Consider the following 19,617-nt stretch of genomic DNA (forward strand, 5'->3'; position numbering starts at 1 on the left):
AGAGGAGACCTGGACGATGAAAACCGATGACGTGATCGTCAGCTTTCGAGGTGTGCGCAAGACGTACGACGGAGAAACGCTGGTCGTCAAACAACTTGATCTGGATATATACCAGGGCGAATTTCTGACGCTACTCGGGCCGTCCGGATCAGGGAAAACCACCTGTCTGATGATGCTGGCGGGTTTTGAGTTTCCCACCGGCGGAGAGATCTGGCTGGACGGCACGTTGCTCAACACCGTGCCCCCGCATAAGCGCAACATCGGCATGGTGTTTCAGAACTATGCGCTGTTTCCGCATCTGACGGTTGAGCAGAACGTTGCTTATCCGTTGACCGTGCGCAAGATTTCGGCGCAGGAGCGCGCGCATCGCACCAACAACGCGCTGAAGATGGTGCGTATGGAGAGCTTCGCGAAGCGCTATCCGGCGCAGCTTTCCGGCGGGCAGCAGCAGCGTATCGCGCTCGCCCGTGCGCTGGTGTTCGAGCCGAAGCTCGTGCTGATGGACGAGCCGCTCGGCGCGCTGGACAAACAGTTGCGCGAACACATGCAGTACGAACTTACATCATTGCACGAGAAACTCGGCGTGACGTTCGTGTACGTCACGCACGATCAGGGCGAGGCGCTGACCATGTCCGATCGCGTGGCCGTGTTCGACAAAGGCATCGTGCAGCAACTCGATACCGTGGATCGTCTATACGAATCGCCGTGCAATGAGTTCGTGGCGAACTTTATCGGGGACAGCAACAGGCTGCGCGGCACGATCGCGAATGTCGACGGTGAGTATTGCGAATTTCGTCTGAGCGACGGCACGCGTCTCACTGGGCGCAACATCGGCGGTGCGCGGGCGGGCACGCCGGCGGTCGCGTGCATTCGCCCCGAGCGCATGAAGCTCGCCAACGGCCTGTCGCGGCCCGGCGCCAATGCGCTCGCCGGTGAAGCGCGCGGGCTGATCTATTTCGGCGACCACGTGCGCATGCGCTGTGGTTTGCCGGAACAGGACGAGTGCTTCGTCAAGGTGCCGCTCGGCACCGACGCGCTCGAAACCTTCGCGCCTGGCGCACCGGTCGCGCTGGAGTTCGCACCCGAGCATCTGCGGGTATTCGCAGGGGCGTGAATGCGCCGGACACGCAATGTGTTCGACGCAGGCAGGTCGGATCAGGCAGTACATAACAAAGTCGCACTGTATTGAGCTGGAAGCACACCACCAAAGGAGAGCAACACACCATGAGCAAGATCGGGAAATCGCGCTGCGCCATCGCTGTCGGTGCTGTGGCGCTCGCGCTGGGCGCCGCGCAAGTCAATGCCGCCGAATTGACGGTCGTCAATTTCGGCGGTGCAAACGGCGATGCGCAAAAGGTCGCATTCAACCAGCCGTTCGAAAAGGAGACCGGCAATAAAGTCACCGCCGTCGAATACAACGGTGAGCAGGCCAAAGTGAAAGCGATGGTCGAAGCCAAGCACGTGAACTGGGACGTGGTGGAAGTCGAATCGGGCGACATCGGCCGTGGCTGTGATGAAGGGCTGTACGAGAAACTCGATTGGTCGAAGATCGGCAAGAAGTCGGATCTGATTCCTGACGCACCGCAAACCTGCGGCGTGGGCTTCTTCGTGTGGTCGACGGCACTCGCGTACAACGCCGACAAGCTGAAAACGGCGCCGGCCGGCTGGGCCGATTTCTGGGACGTCAAGAAATTCCCGGGCAAGCGCGCAATGCGCAAGGGCGCGCGCTACAACCTCGAATTCGCATTGATGGCCGACGGCGTGCCGCCGAAGGACGTCTACAAGGTGCTCGCCACCAAGGCAGGCCAGGACCGCGCGTTCAAGAAGCTCGACGAACTGAAGCCGAACATTCAGTGGTGGGAAGCGGGCGCGCAGCCGCCGCAATTCCTCGTTGCGGGCGACGTGGTGATGTCCACCGCGTACAACGGCCGGATCGACGCCGCGCAGAAGGAAGGCAAGAACCTGAAGGTGGTGTGGAACGGCAGCATCTACGACCTCGACTACTGGGCGATTCCGAAGGGCACGCCGAACAAGGCGCTGGCCGAGAAGTACATCGCCTATTCGATTTCGTCGAAGCCGCAGCAGGATTACGCGCACAACATCGCGTACGGCCCGGTGAACGTGGCGGCCATCAAGGCGCTCGATCCGAAGACGCTCGCCAATCTGCCGAACTCGCCGGCTAACGGCAAGAACGCGGTGCTGCAGAACCTCGCGTTCTGGACCGATCACGGCGACGAACTGGAGCAGCGTTTTTCGTCGTGGGCTTCGAAGTAACGAGCCTGGTGTGAGAAGGCGCGGCTTGAGCTTCGGCGAAGCCGCGCTGTGTTGATGTGATGGAACGCGCGGGCCGGGGCGAAGGGTGAACCGCTTGTCCCGGAACGGCAGCTTTGCATGGGACCAGAGCAAGCGCTAAAGCGCTCTGGTCGACAAAGGAGAACGGGTGTGACTACGATGACCATCGCTGCCGATTCGACGCCTGAATCAAGCGGCCGGCTCAAGCGCGAGTTGAGAGCCGCGGAGTCCAGAAAGCGGGCCGTGGCCCTGCTGCTGATCGCACCGCTCGCCATCTTTCTGCTACTGATTTTCGTCGTGCCGATCGGCGCGCTGCTCACGCGCGCCGCGCAGAATCCCGAAGTCGTCAACGCGCTGCCGCATACGCTGACGGCATTGAGCGCGTGGGACCGCAAGACCCCGCCTCCGGACGCCGCGTATGTCGCCCTCGCTACCGACCTCGCCGCGGTCGCCGACAGCGATGGCATGGGCGCACTTGCGCGCCGCCTGAACGTCGAGATTCCGGGTTATCGCTCGCTGATCGCCAAGTCCGCGCGCGCCATGCCGTTCGCCGACGACAACAGCAAACCCTTGCAACTGACGCCCGCCCAGCTCCGCGCCAAATTCGTCGAGCTGGACGAACGCTGGAACGACATCGCCTACTGGCAAGCCATTGCAAAAAATTCGAGCGCGTATTCGCCGTTCTATCTGCTCGCTTCGCTGGATCACAAGCAGGACGCGTTCGGCCACGTCATTCCGACCGATCCCGAGCAACAGATCTATCTCGCCGTATTCAGCCGCACCTTTGTGATCGGCGCGGCGGTGACCCTCTTCGCGCTGCTGCTCGGCTACCCGCTCGCATACTGGATTTCGACGCTGCCGGAACGTCGCGCGAATCTGGTGATGATTCTCGTGCTGATTCCATTCTGGACCTCGATTCTCGTGCGCGTGGCGGCGTGGATCGTGATTCTGCAAAGCGAAGGGCTGGTGAACAAGGCGTTGGTCGGCAGCGGGCTGCTGCATGATCCGCTGTCGCTGCTGTTCAACCGTACCGGTGTCTACATCTCGATGACGCATATTCTGCTGCCGTTCATGATCCTGCCGCTCTATAGCGTGATGAAGTCGATCCCGCCGACCTATCAGCGCGCCGCGGTTTCGCTCGGCAGCCATCCGTTCGCTGCGTTCTGGCGCGTGTATGTGCCGCAAACCTATCCGGGCATCGGCGCGGGCGCGTTGCTGGTGTTCATTCTGGCGATCGGCTACTACATCACGCCGGCGTTGCTGGGCGGACCGAACGATCAGATGGTCAGCTACTACGTGGCGTACTACACCAACGTGACGATCAACTGGGGCATGGCGTGCGCGCTCGGCGGCTTGCTGCTCGCCGCGACGCTCGTGCTGTACGTCATTTACGGGCGCTTCACGCGTTCGTCACTGAGCCTCGGCTGAACGGAGTCATTGCGATGAAACTTGCCAAGCCATTGTTCGCGCCGCATACGTCGTGGGTCGAGCGCGTCTGGTATTTCGCGCTGCGCGGTCTCGCCGTGCTGACGTTGCTGTATCTCATCTTGCCGGTGCTGGCGATCGTACCGTTGTCGTTTTCGTCGAGCACGTTCCTGGTGTATCCGATTCCGGGCTGGTCGCTGCGCTGGTATCAGAACCTGATTGCATCCGACGAATGGCGCATGGCCGCCAAGAACAGCTTTATCGTCGCGCCCTCGGCGACGGTGGTCGCAACCGTGCTCGGCACGCTGGCGGCGATCGGCCTGACCAAGGCGAACTTCCGCGGCAAGGGGCTGCTCATGGCGATCCTGATCTCGCCGATGATCGTGCCGGTGGTGGTGGTCGGCGTGGGCATGTATCTGTTCTTCGCGCCGCTCGGGCTGGCCAATACGTATATCGGCCTGATTCTCGCGCATGCGTCGCTCGGTGTGCCGTTTGTCGTGACCACGGTTGCGGCGACGTTGCAGGGTTTCAACTACAACCTGGTGCGCGCGAGTTTGTCGCTGGGTGCGAATCCGGTGAAGACGTTTTTCCGCATCACGTTGCCGGTGATCGCGCCGGGCGTGATCTCGGGCGCGCTGTTCGCGTTCGCGACTTCATTCGATGAAGTCGTCGTGACCCTGTTCCTCGCGGGCGCGGATCAGACTACGCTGCCCCGGCAGATGTTCACCGGCATTCGGGAAAACATCAGCCCGACCATCGCCGCGCTGGCGACAATTCTGATTATCTTTTCGACCAGCCTGTTGCTGGCGCTCGAGTGGCTGCGTGGGCGAAATGCTGCACGGGCGGTCAAGGCTTGAGTGCAGTGCAATCGGAAGGCCGCCTTTATTCGAGATGCATCATAAATAGCAAATTGTCGGCGTTATTCTAAGATTGTTCCCATTCCCTGCGTATCTGCGTCTCTTCATACTCGTAGCCGTCGATAAGAAGATGCGCTCGTCGCAGAGAATCAATGAAACACCAGCTAACGGTGCTTGTGTGCGCGCTGGCCTTGACAGCCTGCGCGGACCACGCCGCGCGTGAACGACTCGGCATCGAAGATGCCACATTGCTGAAAACCGGTTTCGGCGCCACCCAGGACGAAGCCGCAGGCGCGGTCAACGCGCAATGGGTCAGCACCTACGCACCCATCGCAAGCGGCAATACGGCGCTGGCCAGCCTGCAGACGCGGCTCGACCGTTTGCCGGGCGATAAGAACGGCTATTTTCACGCCAAAGCACAATGCTGGATCAATGCCGCCCAACAGGCGCGTCAAGCTAACGACCAGTGGGGCTTCGTCCAGGAAGCGATCGGCCAGGCGGCCACCATCACGATGGGCCTCGAGAACGGCACGCCGTTATCCGCCGCCAATCCCGCGTTGCGCACTGTGTCCACGGTGCGCCCCGATCTGTGGAAAATCGTCAATACCATCAAGGCGGATCCCGCGGTTGTTCAATGCCCGCAGGCGCAGCAGCCGCTCGCCTGCGCCGAAGTCGAACTCGCACAAGCCGGACATGATGCATGGCGCCGCAGCTTCACCAACGCCGAAAAGCGCTTGCCCGAGGTGCAGGACAACTTGCGGCAGTCGGCGCAAAGAGCGCTGCAATGCACGCCGGCGGTGCAAGCGCCCGCATCCACGTCCGCACCGGTGCCGGTTCCTGCTGCCAGGCCGCAGCAAAAGATCACGCTGAAGGCCGATTCTCTTTTTCGTTTCAACGGCGGCGACGAAGCCGCCGTGCTGCCGGCCGGCAAGCGCCAGCTTGACGATGTGGCAACAGGTCTGAAGAACGCTCCTGCGCTGCATGAGTTGAAGATCACCGGCTATGCCGACCGCCTCGGCGACAAGTCATACAACCTCGATTTGTCCATGCAACGTGCGCGGACGGTCGAGCGATATCTGCGAGCGCATGGCGTGAGCTTGCCGATGACTGCGCAAGGCAGAGGCAGCGCGAATCCTCTGGTCGACTGCCGGCGAACGAAGCGCGATGCCTTGATGCAATGCCTCGCGCCGAATCGCCGCGTCGAGATCGAACCTGTCGCGGCGCGTTCCTAGTGTGTTCTTGCATCTAACACGATCCTGCGTTCCGGCGCGCGAACAACAGCGCGCAGAAGGTCGATCGTTTCGACGAGTCCGTGTCGTACCACCATTCGCCACGGGCCATTGTGCCGCACACATTCGTGCGTCCTCAAGCTTGGCGCTGACATCCATCGGCGCTGCAACGCGTGCGTTCAGAAGGAAAAAAATATGTCAACTATTCTGGTTATCGATGACCATCCGGCGTTCCGAATGGTCATCAAAATGCAGCTCATGCAATTGCTTGGCGTGGAAGAAGTGATCGAAGCCGATAATGGCCAGACGGCTGTGGAGATGGCCCGGCTGCACACCCCGGAACTCGCCATACTGGATCTCGACATTCCGCGCATTAGTGGACTCGATGTGATTCCCCGTCTCAGGCTCGTTCACCCTCCTATTCGAGTGATGGTGTTGTCGGGCCACGACCCGGCCACGTTCGCGCCGCGCGCGATGCGCTCGGGTGTCCACGGCTTCGTCGGCAAGTCACAGGAGATGAGAGAGATCATGCGCGGCGTGGAGGCGGTACTGGCCGGCTATACCGTATTCCCTGTGACGGCCAATGGCGCCGGCATCGTAGCCGCTGCCGGCGCGGGAGGAGAAGAGCAAAGGATTGGACTGCTGTCGGATAAAGAACTCGTGATTCTGCAGATGTTGTCAAAAGGCATGTCCAACAAGGCAATTGGAGATGCCCTGTTCATCAGCAATAAAACAGTCAGCAGCCACAAAACCCGCATCATGCAAAAGCTTGCCGTCAAATCGCTTGTTGAGCTAATCGACCTGGCGAGGCGTTGCCGGATCGCCTCAGTGCAATGAAGGCCGTTGGTGCGATGAACCAGGCCAGGCCTTTCGGCGACCCTCATCTGCTCCGGCAGAAAGCGCTGGAACTGGCCGGTGGCGACCACGTCACCGCCCGGCATCTACTCGAGATGATTGCGCAGACCGATCGAACCGCGCTCGCCGCGTTGCGCGACAGTTTCAAGGCTGCTTCATGGGATAGCGTGGGCAGCGCGGCCCATCGGATCGCGGGATCGGCGCGCATGCTCGAATGTCACGAGATGCTTGCGCTGTTGACGCGACTGGAAGCGGCCGCGCGCGCACGCGATGTCGCACTCGCAGCCGCGCTTCTGCCGCGCGTGGCCGACGCGCTCGGGGAACTGAATATATCGATCGGGGAAGCGCTGACCAATCCCGGCTAGCTCGGGCTCGGGAGCGTGTCATCGCCGGGTTATATTCAGTTCGTGCCGCCGGGCCCGATTAGCAGAAAACGTCCTCGCACGTCGTGCGGGACTGTTTGCACCGATACCGTATCCGCGGAAAACGAGGCATCCTGATACCACCGGTATCGTGCGATGACTTTGGGCACATAGCTCATGGTTTCCGCATACGGGGGTATCCGACCACCGTATTTTTGCACGGCACCTTCACCGGCGTTATAGGCCGCCAGGGCAAGTGGAAGTTCGCCGAACTGGCGCATGAGCTCTTTCAGATAGCGGGCGCCCGCCGCGATGTTCTGGCGCGGATCGAACAGATTCGACGCGCCGTGCCGCGCGCCCGTGCCGGGCATCAACTGCATGAGGCCTGTCGCCCCTTTAGGCGACACGGCTTGCGGATCGCCCCCAGACTCCACGTCGATCACCGCCATCAGCAGCGCGCTGTCCACGTTGACGACGCGGGCAGCCTCGTCGATGATCGGCGAAAGCGCCCTGACACGCAATGCGACCAAAGCAGACGTTTGCCGTATCGCGCCGTTCAATGCCGGACTGCCTGGCTGGATTACGACAGACTGCCGGCCGGCGTCGCCGGCCGCCGCAAGGGGCGCCACCGACACCGCACGCGCCGGCAGCATGCCGGTATCGCCATCGCTTGTCATTCCTCCAATCATCATAACCACGCCCGACGAATGGCGTTCGCGCGCGCTGGCGACGTCGACGGCACGAGCACCGAGCGGCACGCAGGCAATTGCGGCGCTCAGGACGCCGCGCAGCAGCGTTCGGCGACACCGCTTTGCCGCAGCGCTTCGCGGCACAGACACCTTGTCTTTGACGCGATGCAGCATCAGTTGCCTGTGGGGTTCGGCGAGTCGTTCAAGGCGGATGCCCTGAGCGGCGACTGCATACGCACCATCGCCTCCGAATCCAGTGAGATCGGCCACCGGCCGGTCGCGATGCCGTCCGCGAGTTTGACCCTGCAGAGGTAGTCACCGTTTTGAGGATCGCCGTACGGATCCTGATTCACGTTGGCCGGCTCGCGAGTCAGAATGCCCCCTGCACCGATAGTGCCGATCACGTTGGCGGCGTAATAGATCACTTTATTCACTAGAGGCACATACATGTTGTAGCAATAGTGCACGTGAATTTTCAGCAGATTGGCGTCCTGGATGTTCATGTGCGACGTTGCGCCCGGTGGCACGGAGGGATCGCGATACATCAGCGAATCGTTGGGTATCTCCGAATAGGTCGCCGCCTGGTCCGCATAGTAGCGGGGTCGCGAATAGTCCTGAATGGCCGCCGGGGTGGGGTTGAGGACAGTGATGCTGCTGAAATTGGCGGCGTCTGTCTGCCCGCTCGCGAGTGCCGCAGCGACGCCCTCGGCGTTTGCCTGATGCGCGTAAATGGGCGCAAGTCCGCGTGCGAGGCCGCTGCGCATAGACTGCATCGAGCCGTGGTTGACTGCGCCTTCGCGCGCGGCCTCCAGAACGGCCGCATCAAGCGTCGATTTCGCCTGATAGAGCAACACGAACTGCAGGATGCCAAAACAGACGAACAGCAGCACAGGCGCGACGATGATGAACTCTGTCATCGACTGTCCGGACTGCATGCTTTTGCGTGCGTTGCCGGTCAGTCTCGTGCGGCGGCTCGCAATCCGCCGCGATTTCAAATGTGGAGGGTTCACGAGGTCGCCTCGAAAACAAGGGAGTCGCCGATAGCCAGTTCATACCGGCGCGCCGAATGGGCCGGCATCTCCAGGGTGTGGGTTGCGCGCAGGCTGAACAACATGCGCCCTTTGGGCACGTCGTGATGGATCGCGACGACGCGTTGGTGCCGGTCGAGAAACAGCACGTCGATGGCAAAGCGCATGCCGAATGTGTGGACCGACCCGCAGCGATCGAGCAGCAGTGCTTCGCCGTACGCCAGCGCGGCGCGGCCGAGCAGGCCACGCATGCGCTCCCGCGCGGTCCCGGTGATCGACACTTCCACGCCGATGTCGTGTCCGCGAACGTGAAGGCGTGCTGACTTCACAGCAAACCCTCCTGAACGAACTTCATCACGATTGGAAATCCCAGCACGATAAAGGTAATTGGGAAGATGAACATCAGAAGCGGGAACACGAGTTTCACCGGTGCTTCCATCGCCTGCTTCTCGGCCCTCTGGAAACGTTCCGAGCGGCGCTGTTCGGACTGGAAGCGCAACGACTTCGCCAGTCCTGAACCCATTCGTTCTGCCTGCACGACGGTGCCCACCAGATTCGTGACTTCCTTGATGCGCAAACGGTCGTCGAGGCGGCGCAGTGCTTCCGTGCGGTTCAGGCCGGACTTGAGATCGCGCAGCACGTGTTCGAGCTCCCGGCGCAACGGACCCTCCGGGCCTTTTTCAACGGACTTCTGAATCGCACCGTTGATATTCAAGCCGGCTTCGACAGCGAGCGTCAGAAAGTCGAGATAGATCGGCAGATGTCTGAGAATCTGGCCGACGCGACGGCGGCGCACATCGCGTGTCCAGATGCGCGGATAAATATAGCCGAGTGCTGCGACAAGAATCAGCACCAGCACCGAAAACATGCCGAGTGCCAGCATGAGCACCAACACGACGAGCGATGCCAGAACCGAAGCGATGATGGACAACGCGATGAACTGACGCGCGTTCATCAGGAACGTGAGCGAGGTGAGTCGCAATTGCAGATCGGTTTTTTCCACCAGCTTCGCGCTAAACGAGTTGCCGAAATGGTGAACCACGAAATTGACGAGCGGCCACAGCGGCCGGAGCGACTTCGGCAAAGGGTCGAGGAAAAGGCGATCCTCCTCGGGCACTGCACCGGCCAGGCCGTTGAGCGACCTGTAGCCGACGGCGATAAATGCGATCACGCCGAAGCTGACCACAAAAGCAATGAATAGCAGCATAGTTCACACGTCGATGTTGGTGATCTTGGTAATCCAGACGTAGCCTAGGAACTCCATTACGCCGATGACCGCCAACGTGGCCCAGCCGACCGGCTCGTTGAAGAGCGGCGCCATCGCCTTGGGTTCCATGAACCGGAGCACCAGCATCAGAAAGAGCGGCAGACAGGTCATTACGATGCCCTGCATGCGGCCTTGCGATGTCAACGCCCTGATCTTGCCTTCCATCTGCAGCTTTTCGCGCAAGGTGCGCGCAACGGACTCCAGCGCTTCGGCCAGATTGCCGCCCACTTCACGCGCGATCGTGACGGCCGCGGTCATCATCAGCAAGTCGGGGATCGGAATGCGTTTTTCGACGTTGCGCATGGCGATGTCGAGATCGATGCCGAGACGGATTTCCCGCATCAACAGGTCGAATTCCTGTGAAATGGGCGGCGTCGTCTCGTGGACGACGGCTTCGAGCGCGGAGGGAAAGCTCGCGCCGGCGCGCAGCGCGCCGGACATCATCAGCAACGCGTCCGGCAGCTGTTTCTCTAGCGCTTCGATGCGTTTCTTGCGCATGCGCTTGAGGTACTTCTTTGGCAGCATCATGGCGATCGGCACCGCTGCCAGCGCGAACAGAATGCTGTGGCTGAGCAGAAAGACAATGACCGGCAAGCCGACCATGACGACCATGCTCCACGCCGCGGCCTTCTGGCGGTTGACGAACACGAAGGCGTCGGCGAGCGATGACTCGATTTCGCCCGCCATCTGGCGCGAGCCGGCCCTGAGCGTGGACGTGCCCATGCGCGAGAGCAGAAAGATCAGGAACAGGCTGCCGAGGAACGCCAGCGCAAGAATGATGGGAAGACTCATGACCGGCCTCTCTCATTCGACGCGCGTGAAGATGTCGGTATTCACCGGGATGCGCCGGCGAATCAACTCCTGATAGAAATCGGGCACATATGCCGTGGGGACGAACTTGCCCTGAATCTTGCCGTGCTCGCTGAAGCCTTCTTCCTTGAAGACGAAAACGTCTTGCAGCGTGATCACGCCCGATTCCATGCCGCTCACTTCGGTGACGTGCGTGACGCGGCGCGAGCCGCAGGAAAAACGCGACTGCTGCACGATGATGTCGACAGCGGAGCAGATCTGTTCGCGAATGGCCTGCACCGGAAGATCGAGGCCCGCCATGAGCGTCATCACTTCGAGGCGCGCGATACAGTCGCGCGGCGTGTTGGCGTGCGCGGTGGTGAGCGAACCGTCGTGGCCCGTGTTCATGGCCTGCAGCATGTCTAGCGCTTCGCCGCCGCGGCATTCGCCGATCACGATCCGGTCCGGCCGCATCCGCAGGCAGTTCTTTACCAGGTCGCGTATGTGGATGGCGCCTTTGCCCTCCATGTTCGCGGGGCGCGCTTCGAGCGAGACGAGGTTCGGCTGCGACAGTTGAAGTTCCGCGGCGTCTTCTACGGTGACGATGCGCTCGTCGTCGGGAATGTAGCTCGACAGCACGTTCAGCAAGGTGGTCTTGCCCGAGCCTGTACCTCCTGAAATGACGATGTTGGCCCCTTCCTTGACTGCCGTGTGCAGGAACTCCAGCATGTCGGCCGACATCGAGCCGAACCTGATCAGGTCTTCCCCGCCCAGTTTCTGCCTGGAGAACTTCCGGATCGTGATGCTGGGGCCTTTCAACGCGAGTGGGGGAATCACGGCGTTCACCCGCGAGCCGTCGGACAGACGGGCGTCGACCATAGGCGAGCTTTCGTCGATACGGCGGCCGATAGGCGCAACGATTCGTTCAATGGCACCGAGCACCGCACGGTCGTCGGTGAAGATCACGGGCGAACGGGTGAGCTGTCCGTTTTGCTCGATGAAAATCTCGTTGTGGCAATTGACCATGATTTCCGACACCGTCGGATCCGCGATCAACTCTTCGAGCGGTCCGAGTCCGATGATTTCATCGAACACGCTTTTTTTCAGGGCGCTAAGCGGAATGTCGGCGGTCTGGAAGCTGACGTCATGATTCAGAATGTCGTCGAGCGCGGCGCCGACAGTCTTACGGAGTTCGTCTTCCTCCATGCGCGCAACATTCAGACGACGCAGATCGAGTGCCGAGATCACTTTCATGTGCGCCTGTTTGCGCAGTTCGATACCGAGCGGGCTGTTGATTGGCGCAACAGGCAGCGCCGCGGCGGCGGTTTTCTTCACCTGAGCGGCTTGTATGCGCAGCGGGGCTTCGGCCGCGCGCTGATCCGGCGTGGCCATGCTCTCTCGCCGTACAGGCGTGTATTGGTCGGCGGACGCTGCATCGGGCGCGACGGCGTGCGGATAGGATGGCTCGGACGATGACGGCACCTGAGCCGCAACGGCAAACGAGGGCTCGATTTGCGCCGACGCCTGAGCTTGCAGCGGTGGCCGGTCTGGCAGTGCTTCGTGGCCGCCGTGAGCGGCTACAAGCGACGGCTGAGCGAACTGTTGCCCATGCTGAACGGCTTGATGCGCCGGCTGGATCGCGGCCGCGGCACGAACGATCCTGATCGTCGTCACGCCGATTTCAATCTGGTCCGCCTCGGTCAACGGGCCATAACGGGTGATCGGCGAACCGTTGACGAGCGTGGCCGCGATGCCGCCCTGGTCTTCGATGTAATAGGCGTTGTGTTCCCTGACAATGCGCGCCTGTAGCTTGCCGATCAGCAGCCCCTTGACGATCACGTCGCAGCTCGCGTCTTTGCCGATCGTACAGCCCTGTTCGACCTGAAGCGCGCGAACGGGCGCATTGCGCGCGTGTACCTGAAGATTGAGCATGGTGCTTCTCCGAAGTCCGTTCAGTTGTTCGACGTGCCGAGCACGCCGATTTGCTGCTGCGGCACCTTGCCGTTCGAAGCGGGTTGCATTGCGTCGCGCGCCGGCGCGGCTTGCGCATGCTGGGTGTCGGTCAGCATGCGCAGCGCCTCGGCGACGCCTGCCGGCGGCGTGCTGGCAGGCGGCTGCGGCGGCCGTGGTGACGGCACTTGAGCCGGCGTGTCGGCGGCCTGTGTCGGGGCAGGGGCTTGAGCGGAGATTTGTGCCGTTGCGTGGGCCGGGATCTGAGACGGAACACGCGCTGGCGTTTGAGGTGACAGCGGAAGTGGAACCTGTGCCGGGCTTTCAGCGCTAGCCGCAACCGATGCGCTCACCTGCGGCACCGCCTGCACTTGTGGCGTGCTGCGGATAGGAGCGGGAAGAAGCGCAGGCGTCGTCAGGATCGGCTGACGCGGCGTGGTGACGTGCTTCGCCTTGTCCTCGTCTGCAACAAGAGGGTCGGTGTTGCCATACTCTTTGCGGAAGTTCTCATCGAGCTTGTCGGCGCGTGCGAGCAAATCCGTATTGGGCGAAAGTTCAGGATCCGAAATGACCGGTGTCACGAAAATCACGAGATCGCTTTTCTTCGCACGGAAGCTGTCCGAGCGGAACAACTGTCCGATGATCGGCACCTGGCTGAGAAACGGCATGCCGTTGGAACCGTTGGCCGCATCCGCGCTGACCAGCCCGGAAATGGCCAGCGTCTCGCCGGCTCGCATGGAGATGTCCGAACTGGTGTTGCGGGTCAGGAAGCCTGGCATGCCTGCGTACGTCACCGATGGATCGATCTGACTGATTTCCGTGGTCAGATGCGCGGAGATGATGTTGTTCGCGTCGACAACCGGAACGATGCTCAGCTTGATGCCGTAGTCCTTGTATTCGATGCTGGTCGTGCCGAGCGCACCCGATTGCGGAATCGGCACCTGGCCACCCGCCAGAAAGCTTGCGGTGCCCCCGCTCTTCGTATTGAGTTCGGGCGCGGCGAGCACATACGCGTCGCCGTTCTCCACCGCGAAGTTGATTTGCGAGGTGATGTTCGAAGCAATGCCGGCGAGAAAGTAACTCGTGCCCGCCGTGACGGCTTTGGCCGCGCCCGTGGCGACGCTTGCAGCGCCGCCGATCTGCGGACCCTTGAAGGCGCTGTCCCAGGCAATGCCGAGATTGCGCTGGCCGGTGCGTGTGACTTCCATGATCTGCACCTTGAAGTGGACGGTCTTGCGCAGCGCGTCACCTTCGTCGACCGTGGTGGTGTCCACCACATTCTTCATGTCTTGCGTAGCCGCCTTCACGATGCCCGCCATGTCGCGGTGGATGACACCGGACAGCACGATACTCGAACCAATTGCGTCGATGCGCAGCCCCGCGACAGACTTGAGGACGGCCCGCAACTGTTCCAGCGAAGCATTGACTTCCGCTTTGGCGATGCGCACCGTGGTTTGCAGCGCGATGCCCTTGTCGTTCCACACCACGAGCGACGTGATGCCGTCCTGTTCGCCGAGCAGCATCAGGCTGCCGTCGACCACATTCGCCGTGAGCAGCTTGCCGTTGCCGATGGCGATGCGCTTGATCGTGCCGGGAATGTGCAGGATGCGGACTTCGCCACGGAACATTTCGAGCACACGGGTGCCCGCTGACAGGCTGTCCGTGGCTGCGGCTTGAGCGAGCGCTGCCGGCACGGCCTCGCACAACAACATGCCGACGAGGACAGACGGCAGGATCCGGCGACGCAATGGCGCCGCATTGTTTTTGACTTTCATGGTGTGAAACCTGGGCTCAGTACTTTAGTTCTGCTTCGACGTGCTGGGCGCAGCGGCCTTCTGCAGTTGTTGGGCGATGGCGTTGGCCTGCTCATACAGGCTCGGTTGACGCTGCGGCAAAGCAGACGCCGATTGAGCCGCGTCTGTGGGGGCGGGAGCGGGCGCCTGCGGTTCCTGGGCCGGCGCGCTCGACGGGCCTTGAGAGATGAGGACGTTGGTGTTATTTGCGCCGCCGCCCGAAATCACTTCGACAGTTTGGGGCGCAGGGCCGGTGCCGCTGGTGACATGACCGCGAGCCGGGTCGATGAACACGTCGCTTTCCTGAGCCAGGGACGGGCCGTCTGCCCCTTTGTCTTCAGAGTTGCGCAAGATCAGCCGCAGACCGCCGATCTTCTGTGCCAGGGCGATGCGCGCGACGTCGTCCACCGGAACTTCCAGCGTGACGGTGGTGTAGCCCATGCCTGTCTGCCGGCTCATGGCGCTGCTGTTGGCATTGGCCTGATCCTGCTGGGCGGCCTCGCCCGCATCGCGCGGGCGCATGTCCTCGCCGGTAGCGAGAACCAGCACGTTCGGCATGACCAGTTGCGCTACTTTCTTTTCGTCGGAGGTGCGGTTCTCATGGAACACCTTGCCGACCCAATACACGTCGACGCGATTACCCGGACGGAGCAGCAGGGCCGTGGAGTTGACCGTGTCGATTTCCACGGTGAGCGCTCGCGTGCCGGGCCGCAGGATGTCCGAAAAGTCGCGGCCACGTAGCGCGTCGATGTCGCCGGCGCGCAGAGGCAGGCCGCGGCGCACCGGTTTCACGAGATGTGACGAGCGATATTGTTCGAAGCCGTCCGCGCGGATCATGTCGTCGTAGACCAGATCGCCTGCAATCTCGCGGGCGACGAAGTTGCCGCTGGACAGGGGTGTGCCGACAGGAGCGTCCTGTGCGGGCACGACGACCGTCACGCCCGCGCGCACGCGATGCGCGTCCAGGTCTGCCTTGAGCTTCTTCTCGCGATCGTTGAGATACTTGTAGAGGAGGAATGTCAGGCCACCTGCAACCAGTACGGCGAGGAACAGCAGTACCCATGAATTCGCGAGTAGCGAGCGGAATTTTATTTTCTTAAGCATGACAGATTGACCGTTGCGGGTCAGGGAAGCGAAAGGGTGAAGCTGTAGGCGCTGAAGAACGACTTGAAGCTCGAGAGGAGCGCGGCGAACGGCGCTATGGCGTCGCTATCCGCCACGACTAACGCACCGGCGAGAACAGTCGTGACCACGAGATACTCTGCGTAGGCCTGGCCGCGCTGCCGGCTGCGTCGCGCCGCAAAGGAAGAAAGAGGTTCTGCTTTTGACATTTCAACGATTCCTGATTGCATTGACGACTGCGGCCGTCCTGCCGCCGCGATCCGAAAAACTGGCATCCACACTGTCCGCGCCGTGTTGCATGGCGAATGCGGTTCCTTGCGCGGCGCGGTTGCCGGTGGACTGATAATCCGGTTGGCGGCCGACGTTCACCCAACCTTGCGCGGCGAGACTGTTGCGATATCGCTGTGCATTCCATTGCGGCTTCCCCGGCATGTCGAGGAGCCAGGTACGGCCCGTCTGGCCGGGATCGTGGCTTTCGACGTCCGAGAGGATCGCGCTTTCCTCAGGCAGTGGAATGGCGGAATCGGGAATCCGGTGGTCGGCCTGATCGCTGCCGATGCGGACCACGCTCATGAGCCCACGCGTGTGATCGCCCTCGGGCTGGGGCGGGATACTGAGTATGTACAGGCAGTGATCGTCCAGCGCGCTGAGCAGCAGTCCGGAGGAACTGGTCCGGCCTTTCGCCGGGACGTCTTCGCGAATCCAGAAATCACGAAACGCCCTGGATACGTCTTCCGTCGTTCCGGGGAACTGCATGCCCACCACCGACGTGGGCACGCCGTTCACGATCATGTCGCGCCCGATAGCCTGGATGCTTTGCGGCTGCACGGGTGTTTTGTTGCATGCATTGGCTGCCGAGGCGTTGCCGGCAAAAAGCAGCGCGCTGCCGAAACACGCGCCGCGCGCCAGGTGATAGGCATATTTCATTGTTTCAGACGGTTTGCAGGTACGACGTCTTGCTGAATGCGGCCAAACTGGAGCGACGTGATCTCCGGCGCGTACTTCTGCAAACTTTGGTAGCCGCTTGATGGAACGAGTACGGCATTCGCGGCCGGCACTGCCTGACTGAACAGAGCCTTGTTGCTGGCGGAGCCGTCCGGCACCCAACTGTTGGTCATCAACACATTGGTGTCGGAGAACGTAAGGCCGCCGAACGCCGGCAGAGGATCGTCTTTCGGCCAGAGCCGCTTGAGCACGTCGCTGTTCCCGCCGACGGAAATGCTGAGCGTGCCGGATCGCATCGTGCTCGTCGGCAAGCTCAGGTGGGCGAGATACCGGCCGCCGGTTGCAGTGGGTACGGCCCACTGGGAGAGGGCCGTGCCGTTCAGGCTGCTCGCGGGATCGGCGGCCACGCCGGTGCTGACCGCGATATCGGACGACGAGGCGAGCAAGGGATTACCGCCATAGTCGTTCCACATGGCCGGCCGGGAAGCGGGCAGTTCATTCTGTTTGAGATCGGTGCTCGAAATGGGCGAACCGTCATTCGCCATCAGGCGCTGCATGAGTTCGCCCTTGAGTTCGGTATCCAGCTTGCTTGCCGTCAGCGCGGCGCCGCCGTACGTGCTTGACCAGCCTTCCGTGGTGCCCGGATCGCTCGCGAGATTTTTCGTGGCGTCGCCATCCGACCACACGGTGCGTTCCCATGCGAGGTAACGCGAAGCCATCAGGGTCCGGTTGCGGATGTCGTTGAACTTGCCGAGCATCACGATGGCGAGCAACAGTACGCTCATGACCATGGTCATGGAAATGAGGAACTCAACCATAGCCTGACCGGACTGCGCCGTGGTTCTCATATCGATTCGCTTCATGGTGTCTGGACCTGCGTTGCGGCGGACATCTGGCTCGCCTGTGCGGCAGCGCGCTCACTGGCGCTGACCGGTGCAAGCCTCGCTTGCCAGTAAGGACTGAAGAGGCTCGGATATTCGGTGGCATGATCCGCGCGCGCCCATTGACTGCTGTTCAGCAAGCCGCCCATGAGCGAGCCGCCAACGGAGGTTTCATCGGGCCGCGCAAAATAGGCATTGGCGCTGGACAATGCGCGCATTGCGCCGCCGGCCGCATTGTCGGCAACTTCCATCCGGCCGCCGCCTTGCAGGCCGATGGTTTTCACCAGCGTGTTGCTATTGCGCGTGACTTCGACGGTGATGCGCGGCGCCTCGCTGGCAAGGGTTGCGCCGTTCACTTCCTGATACGGCAGCAGGCCGCCGTTGGTTGGGTCGAGCGAGGGGCCGGGGCCATTGCGAAATTGCTCCGCCATCGCTTCCGGCACTTGCCATCCCGGCGTCAGACTGCCCTGATAACCGAAATTGAAATAACCGCCATAGCCTTGCCAGTCTTGCCACGCGGCAAAGGGCGGGTTGGTCATGAAACTGGTGATGTCGCCGTTCGCGCTGCCGCCTGAGCCGGCGACGTCGCCCATGGTGCCGATACAACTCACGTTAAGCTGCGCGGTACTCGCGTCGATGGATTGCCAGCCGGATTTGTCGCTGCGTAGTTGGGTGCCGCCGGCATGCGTCACGTTGACGGTAAACGAGCTATTCGCACTGCCGCATATGCCGATTGCCGTGTCGGTCAATTGCTGGAAATTGGGCGCGACGCTGCGATTGGAGTCGCGGTTCTTGACGAAGCCGTCGAGGGTGGTCGGGGCCGTCACCACGTCGGCGAATTCGTCGGGGCCGAGCGTACCTGCGGGAATGACCGTGGCCGTATAGGAGGTCCACGCCGCGAGCTGGGACGCATTGCGTGAACTGTTGAAATATCCGCTTGTAACGTGCGTGTCGGGCTGATTGAGTTGCGCCACCGCATCCGCAGTGTCGGGTACGGTAGTTACGACCGCCGCGTGGTAGTTCGCCTGCGCAACGCTCAATGCCCGGTTGAGCGCGCCGATATTACGGCCCACGGTGGGCAGCAGTGCGTCCAGTGCCGCGCGTACCGGTGCGATGTCGGTTTTGCCGAGCTGTTTGGGCGTGCTCCATTGAGCCGGATGATCCGCCAGCAAATCGACCGCGTTGTCGAGTTCCGATAGCGAGTAGGTGGCGTCGAGTTCGTCGATCCACGACTTCAGTGCGACCACTTGTGCAGCGGTGACCTGGTTGGCGATCATTGCCCGGTTGGTGTACGCGGAGAAGTTGTAGTCGCGCGCCTGCAGCACGGCGGCGCTATAAGCGGCCGCGTCTGCAGTGTTCTGAAGTTTGATCCTGGCGCTCGTCATCTGGAACGAGTTGAATGCCACATAGAGACCGATACAGCCGGCCAGAAGAAAAATCAGTGCAGGGACCAGCGCCTGCCCGCTAGCGCCGGCGACCCTGGCCCTGCCCTTGCGGGCAGAGCGTTTCATCATGGATATCGCTAATCTGAAGAGATTAGTTGCCCGTGTTGTTGCTGTCGTTATACGTACCCATGTTCTTCGTGTGGTTCGCGTTGCTGGTCGCCATGTTCGCGTTGTCCTGCGCTGTTGAGATGTTGCTCTTGGCGTCCTTGCCGGACATTTCGATCGCGAGACCGGAGGTCTGGTTACGCAGCGTTTGACCGAACAGCGAATACACGCCGATTGCCGACACGGCGATCAGGGCCACGATGATGATGTATTCCGTCATGCCTTGACCGAGTTGCTTATTTTTGCGACAGATTTGAGAAATTTTCATAGTCTCTATTTTGAAAAAAAGTTAAGTGGACGATTTGGTAATGCCTGGACACGACTTTGCGACCTCTCGTGTCTTGAACAGAAATGAAAAATGGAACCCACCGTTCAAAACCCACGGGCAATGGTGTCGGGCGCAGTATAAGAATCTGTGGACTTATTAGGGTTGCGAAGTTTCTGAGGATCGATAGTGCAATTCCGCATACGATGCCGCGCCTCAGGAGGCGGATTTGAGCACGCATATCAGGTGCGCTCACCCGAAAACGCAACTCTTTATAGCCGCCTGTTTTGTCGCGGCGGCACCACAGAAATACCGCGA

The 19,617-nt window shown here is 61.4% G+C and carries 20 protein-coding genes; 7 read left to right on the top strand and 13 right to left on the bottom strand.

The features are described 5' to 3' along the window. Positions 1 to 16: 16 nt before the first annotated feature. The 7 genes from PDMSB3_RS20835 (at position 17) to PDMSB3_RS20865 (ending at position 7,023) form a co-directional block, all read left to right on the top strand. On the top strand, positions 17 to 1,114 hold the full coding sequence (locus PDMSB3_RS20835; protein ID WP_165187579.1) for an ABC transporter ATP-binding protein: 1,098 nt from the start codon (positions 17 to 19) through the stop codon (positions 1,112 to 1,114). A gap of 110 nt (positions 1,115 to 1,224) precedes the next feature. Continuing rightward, positions 1,225 to 2,274, top strand: a complete 1,050-nt coding sequence (locus tag PDMSB3_RS20840) for an ABC transporter substrate-binding protein (protein WP_007178743.1) — start codon at positions 1,225 to 1,227, stop codon at positions 2,272 to 2,274. 177 nt (positions 2,275 to 2,451) lie between these two features. After that, on the top strand, positions 2,452 to 3,720 hold the full coding sequence (locus PDMSB3_RS20845; RefSeq protein ID WP_197740296.1) for an ABC transporter permease: 1,269 nt from the start codon (positions 2,452 to 2,454) through the stop codon (positions 3,718 to 3,720). A 14-nt stretch (positions 3,721 to 3,734) separates the two neighbouring features. Next, the gene (locus PDMSB3_RS20850; protein ID WP_007178745.1) at positions 3,735 to 4,574 is read left to right on the top strand and encodes an ABC transporter permease; all 840 of its coding nucleotides are present in this window, start codon (positions 3,735 to 3,737) and stop codon (positions 4,572 to 4,574) included. A gap of 152 nt (positions 4,575 to 4,726) precedes the next feature. Next, a complete protein-coding gene (locus tag PDMSB3_RS20855; RefSeq protein WP_165187580.1) occupies positions 4,727 to 5,806 on the top strand; it encodes an OmpA family protein in 1,080 nt (359 codons plus the stop codon). A 192-nt stretch (positions 5,807 to 5,998) separates the two neighbouring features. After that, positions 5,999 to 6,640: a response regulator transcription factor gene (locus PDMSB3_RS20860; RefSeq protein ID WP_007178747.1), complete on the top strand. Its 642-nt coding sequence runs from the start codon at positions 5,999 to 6,001 to the stop codon at positions 6,638 to 6,640. Next, a complete protein-coding gene (locus PDMSB3_RS20865) occupies positions 6,637 to 7,023 on the top strand; it encodes an Hpt domain-containing protein (RefSeq protein ID WP_165187582.1) in 387 nt (128 codons plus the stop codon). The genes PDMSB3_RS20860 and PDMSB3_RS20865 overlap by 4 nt, the downstream gene beginning before the upstream one ends. 35 nt (positions 7,024 to 7,058) lie before the next feature. On the opposite strand, the gene PDMSB3_RS20870 is transcribed toward PDMSB3_RS20865, so the two are convergent. The 13 genes from PDMSB3_RS20870 to PDMSB3_RS20930 form a co-directional block, all read right to left on the bottom strand. Beyond that, on the bottom strand, positions 7,059 to 7,697 hold the full coding sequence (locus tag PDMSB3_RS20870) for a lytic transglycosylase domain-containing protein (protein WP_232064284.1): 639 nt from the start codon (positions 7,695 to 7,697) through the stop codon (positions 7,059 to 7,061). Positions 7,698 to 7,882: 185 nt separating this feature from the next. Further along, positions 7,883 to 8,719, bottom strand: coding sequence for a TadE/TadG family type IV pilus assembly protein (locus tag PDMSB3_RS20875; protein WP_007178750.1), 837 nt, complete (start codon positions 8,717 to 8,719; stop codon positions 7,883 to 7,885). Next, positions 8,716 to 9,066, bottom strand: coding sequence for a DUF192 domain-containing protein (locus PDMSB3_RS20880; RefSeq protein ID WP_007178751.1), 351 nt, complete (start codon positions 9,064 to 9,066; stop codon positions 8,716 to 8,718). The genes PDMSB3_RS20875 and PDMSB3_RS20880 overlap by 4 nt, the downstream gene beginning before the upstream one ends. Next, entirely contained in the window at positions 9,063 to 9,944 is an 882-nt protein-coding gene (locus tag PDMSB3_RS20885; RefSeq protein ID WP_007178752.1) for a type II secretion system F family protein, read from the bottom strand. Before PDMSB3_RS20885 ends, PDMSB3_RS20880 begins: the two co-directional genes overlap by 4 nt. 3 nt (positions 9,945 to 9,947) lie before the next feature. Further along, positions 9,948 to 10,796 (bottom strand): type II secretion system F family protein, encoded by an 849-nt coding sequence (locus PDMSB3_RS20890; RefSeq protein ID WP_007178753.1) that lies wholly within the window; start codon positions 10,794 to 10,796, stop codon positions 9,948 to 9,950. A 12-nt stretch (positions 10,797 to 10,808) separates the two neighbouring features. After that, positions 10,809 to 12,725, bottom strand: a complete 1,917-nt coding sequence (locus PDMSB3_RS20895; protein ID WP_007178754.1) for an ATPase, T2SS/T4P/T4SS family — start codon at positions 12,723 to 12,725, stop codon at positions 10,809 to 10,811. Between the two features lie 20 nt (positions 12,726 to 12,745). Further along, complete coding sequence (locus PDMSB3_RS20900; RefSeq protein ID WP_007178755.1) at positions 12,746 to 14,518, bottom strand: type II and III secretion system protein family protein; 1,773 nt, start codon at positions 14,516 to 14,518, stop codon at positions 12,746 to 12,748. 24 nt (positions 14,519 to 14,542) lie between these two features. Next, entirely contained in the window at positions 14,543 to 15,640 is a 1,098-nt protein-coding gene (gene cpaB / locus PDMSB3_RS20905; protein ID WP_007178756.1) for a Flp pilus assembly protein CpaB, read from the bottom strand. A gap of 20 nt (positions 15,641 to 15,660) precedes the next feature. Beyond that, positions 15,661 to 15,888: a hypothetical protein gene (locus PDMSB3_RS20910; RefSeq protein WP_232064285.1), complete on the bottom strand. Its 228-nt coding sequence runs from the start codon at positions 15,886 to 15,888 to the stop codon at positions 15,661 to 15,663. Beyond that, entirely contained in the window at positions 15,869 to 16,585 is a 717-nt protein-coding gene (locus PDMSB3_RS20915; RefSeq protein WP_165187585.1) for a hypothetical protein, read from the bottom strand. Before PDMSB3_RS20915 ends, PDMSB3_RS20910 begins: the two co-directional genes overlap by 20 nt. Further along, on the bottom strand, positions 16,582 to 17,466 hold the full coding sequence (locus tag PDMSB3_RS20920) for a hypothetical protein (protein ID WP_007178759.1): 885 nt from the start codon (positions 17,464 to 17,466) through the stop codon (positions 16,582 to 16,584). The genes PDMSB3_RS20915 and PDMSB3_RS20920 overlap by 4 nt, the downstream gene beginning before the upstream one ends. Further along, positions 17,463 to 18,995 carry a pilus assembly protein TadG-related protein gene (locus tag PDMSB3_RS20925; RefSeq protein ID WP_035517478.1) on the bottom strand — a complete coding sequence of 511 codons (1,533 nt, stop codon included), beginning with the start codon at positions 18,993 to 18,995 and terminating at the stop codon, positions 17,463 to 17,465. Before PDMSB3_RS20925 ends, PDMSB3_RS20920 begins: the two co-directional genes overlap by 4 nt. A gap of 25 nt (positions 18,996 to 19,020) precedes the next feature. After that, positions 19,021 to 19,302: a Flp family type IVb pilin gene (locus tag PDMSB3_RS20930; RefSeq protein WP_007178761.1), complete on the bottom strand. Its 282-nt coding sequence runs from the start codon at positions 19,300 to 19,302 to the stop codon at positions 19,021 to 19,023. Positions 19,303 to 19,617 lie beyond the last annotated feature (315 nt).

The sequence above is a fragment of the Paraburkholderia dioscoreae genome (genome assembly GCF_902459535.1).
Classification (GTDB): Bacteria; Pseudomonadota; Gammaproteobacteria; order Burkholderiales; family Burkholderiaceae; genus Paraburkholderia; species Paraburkholderia dioscoreae.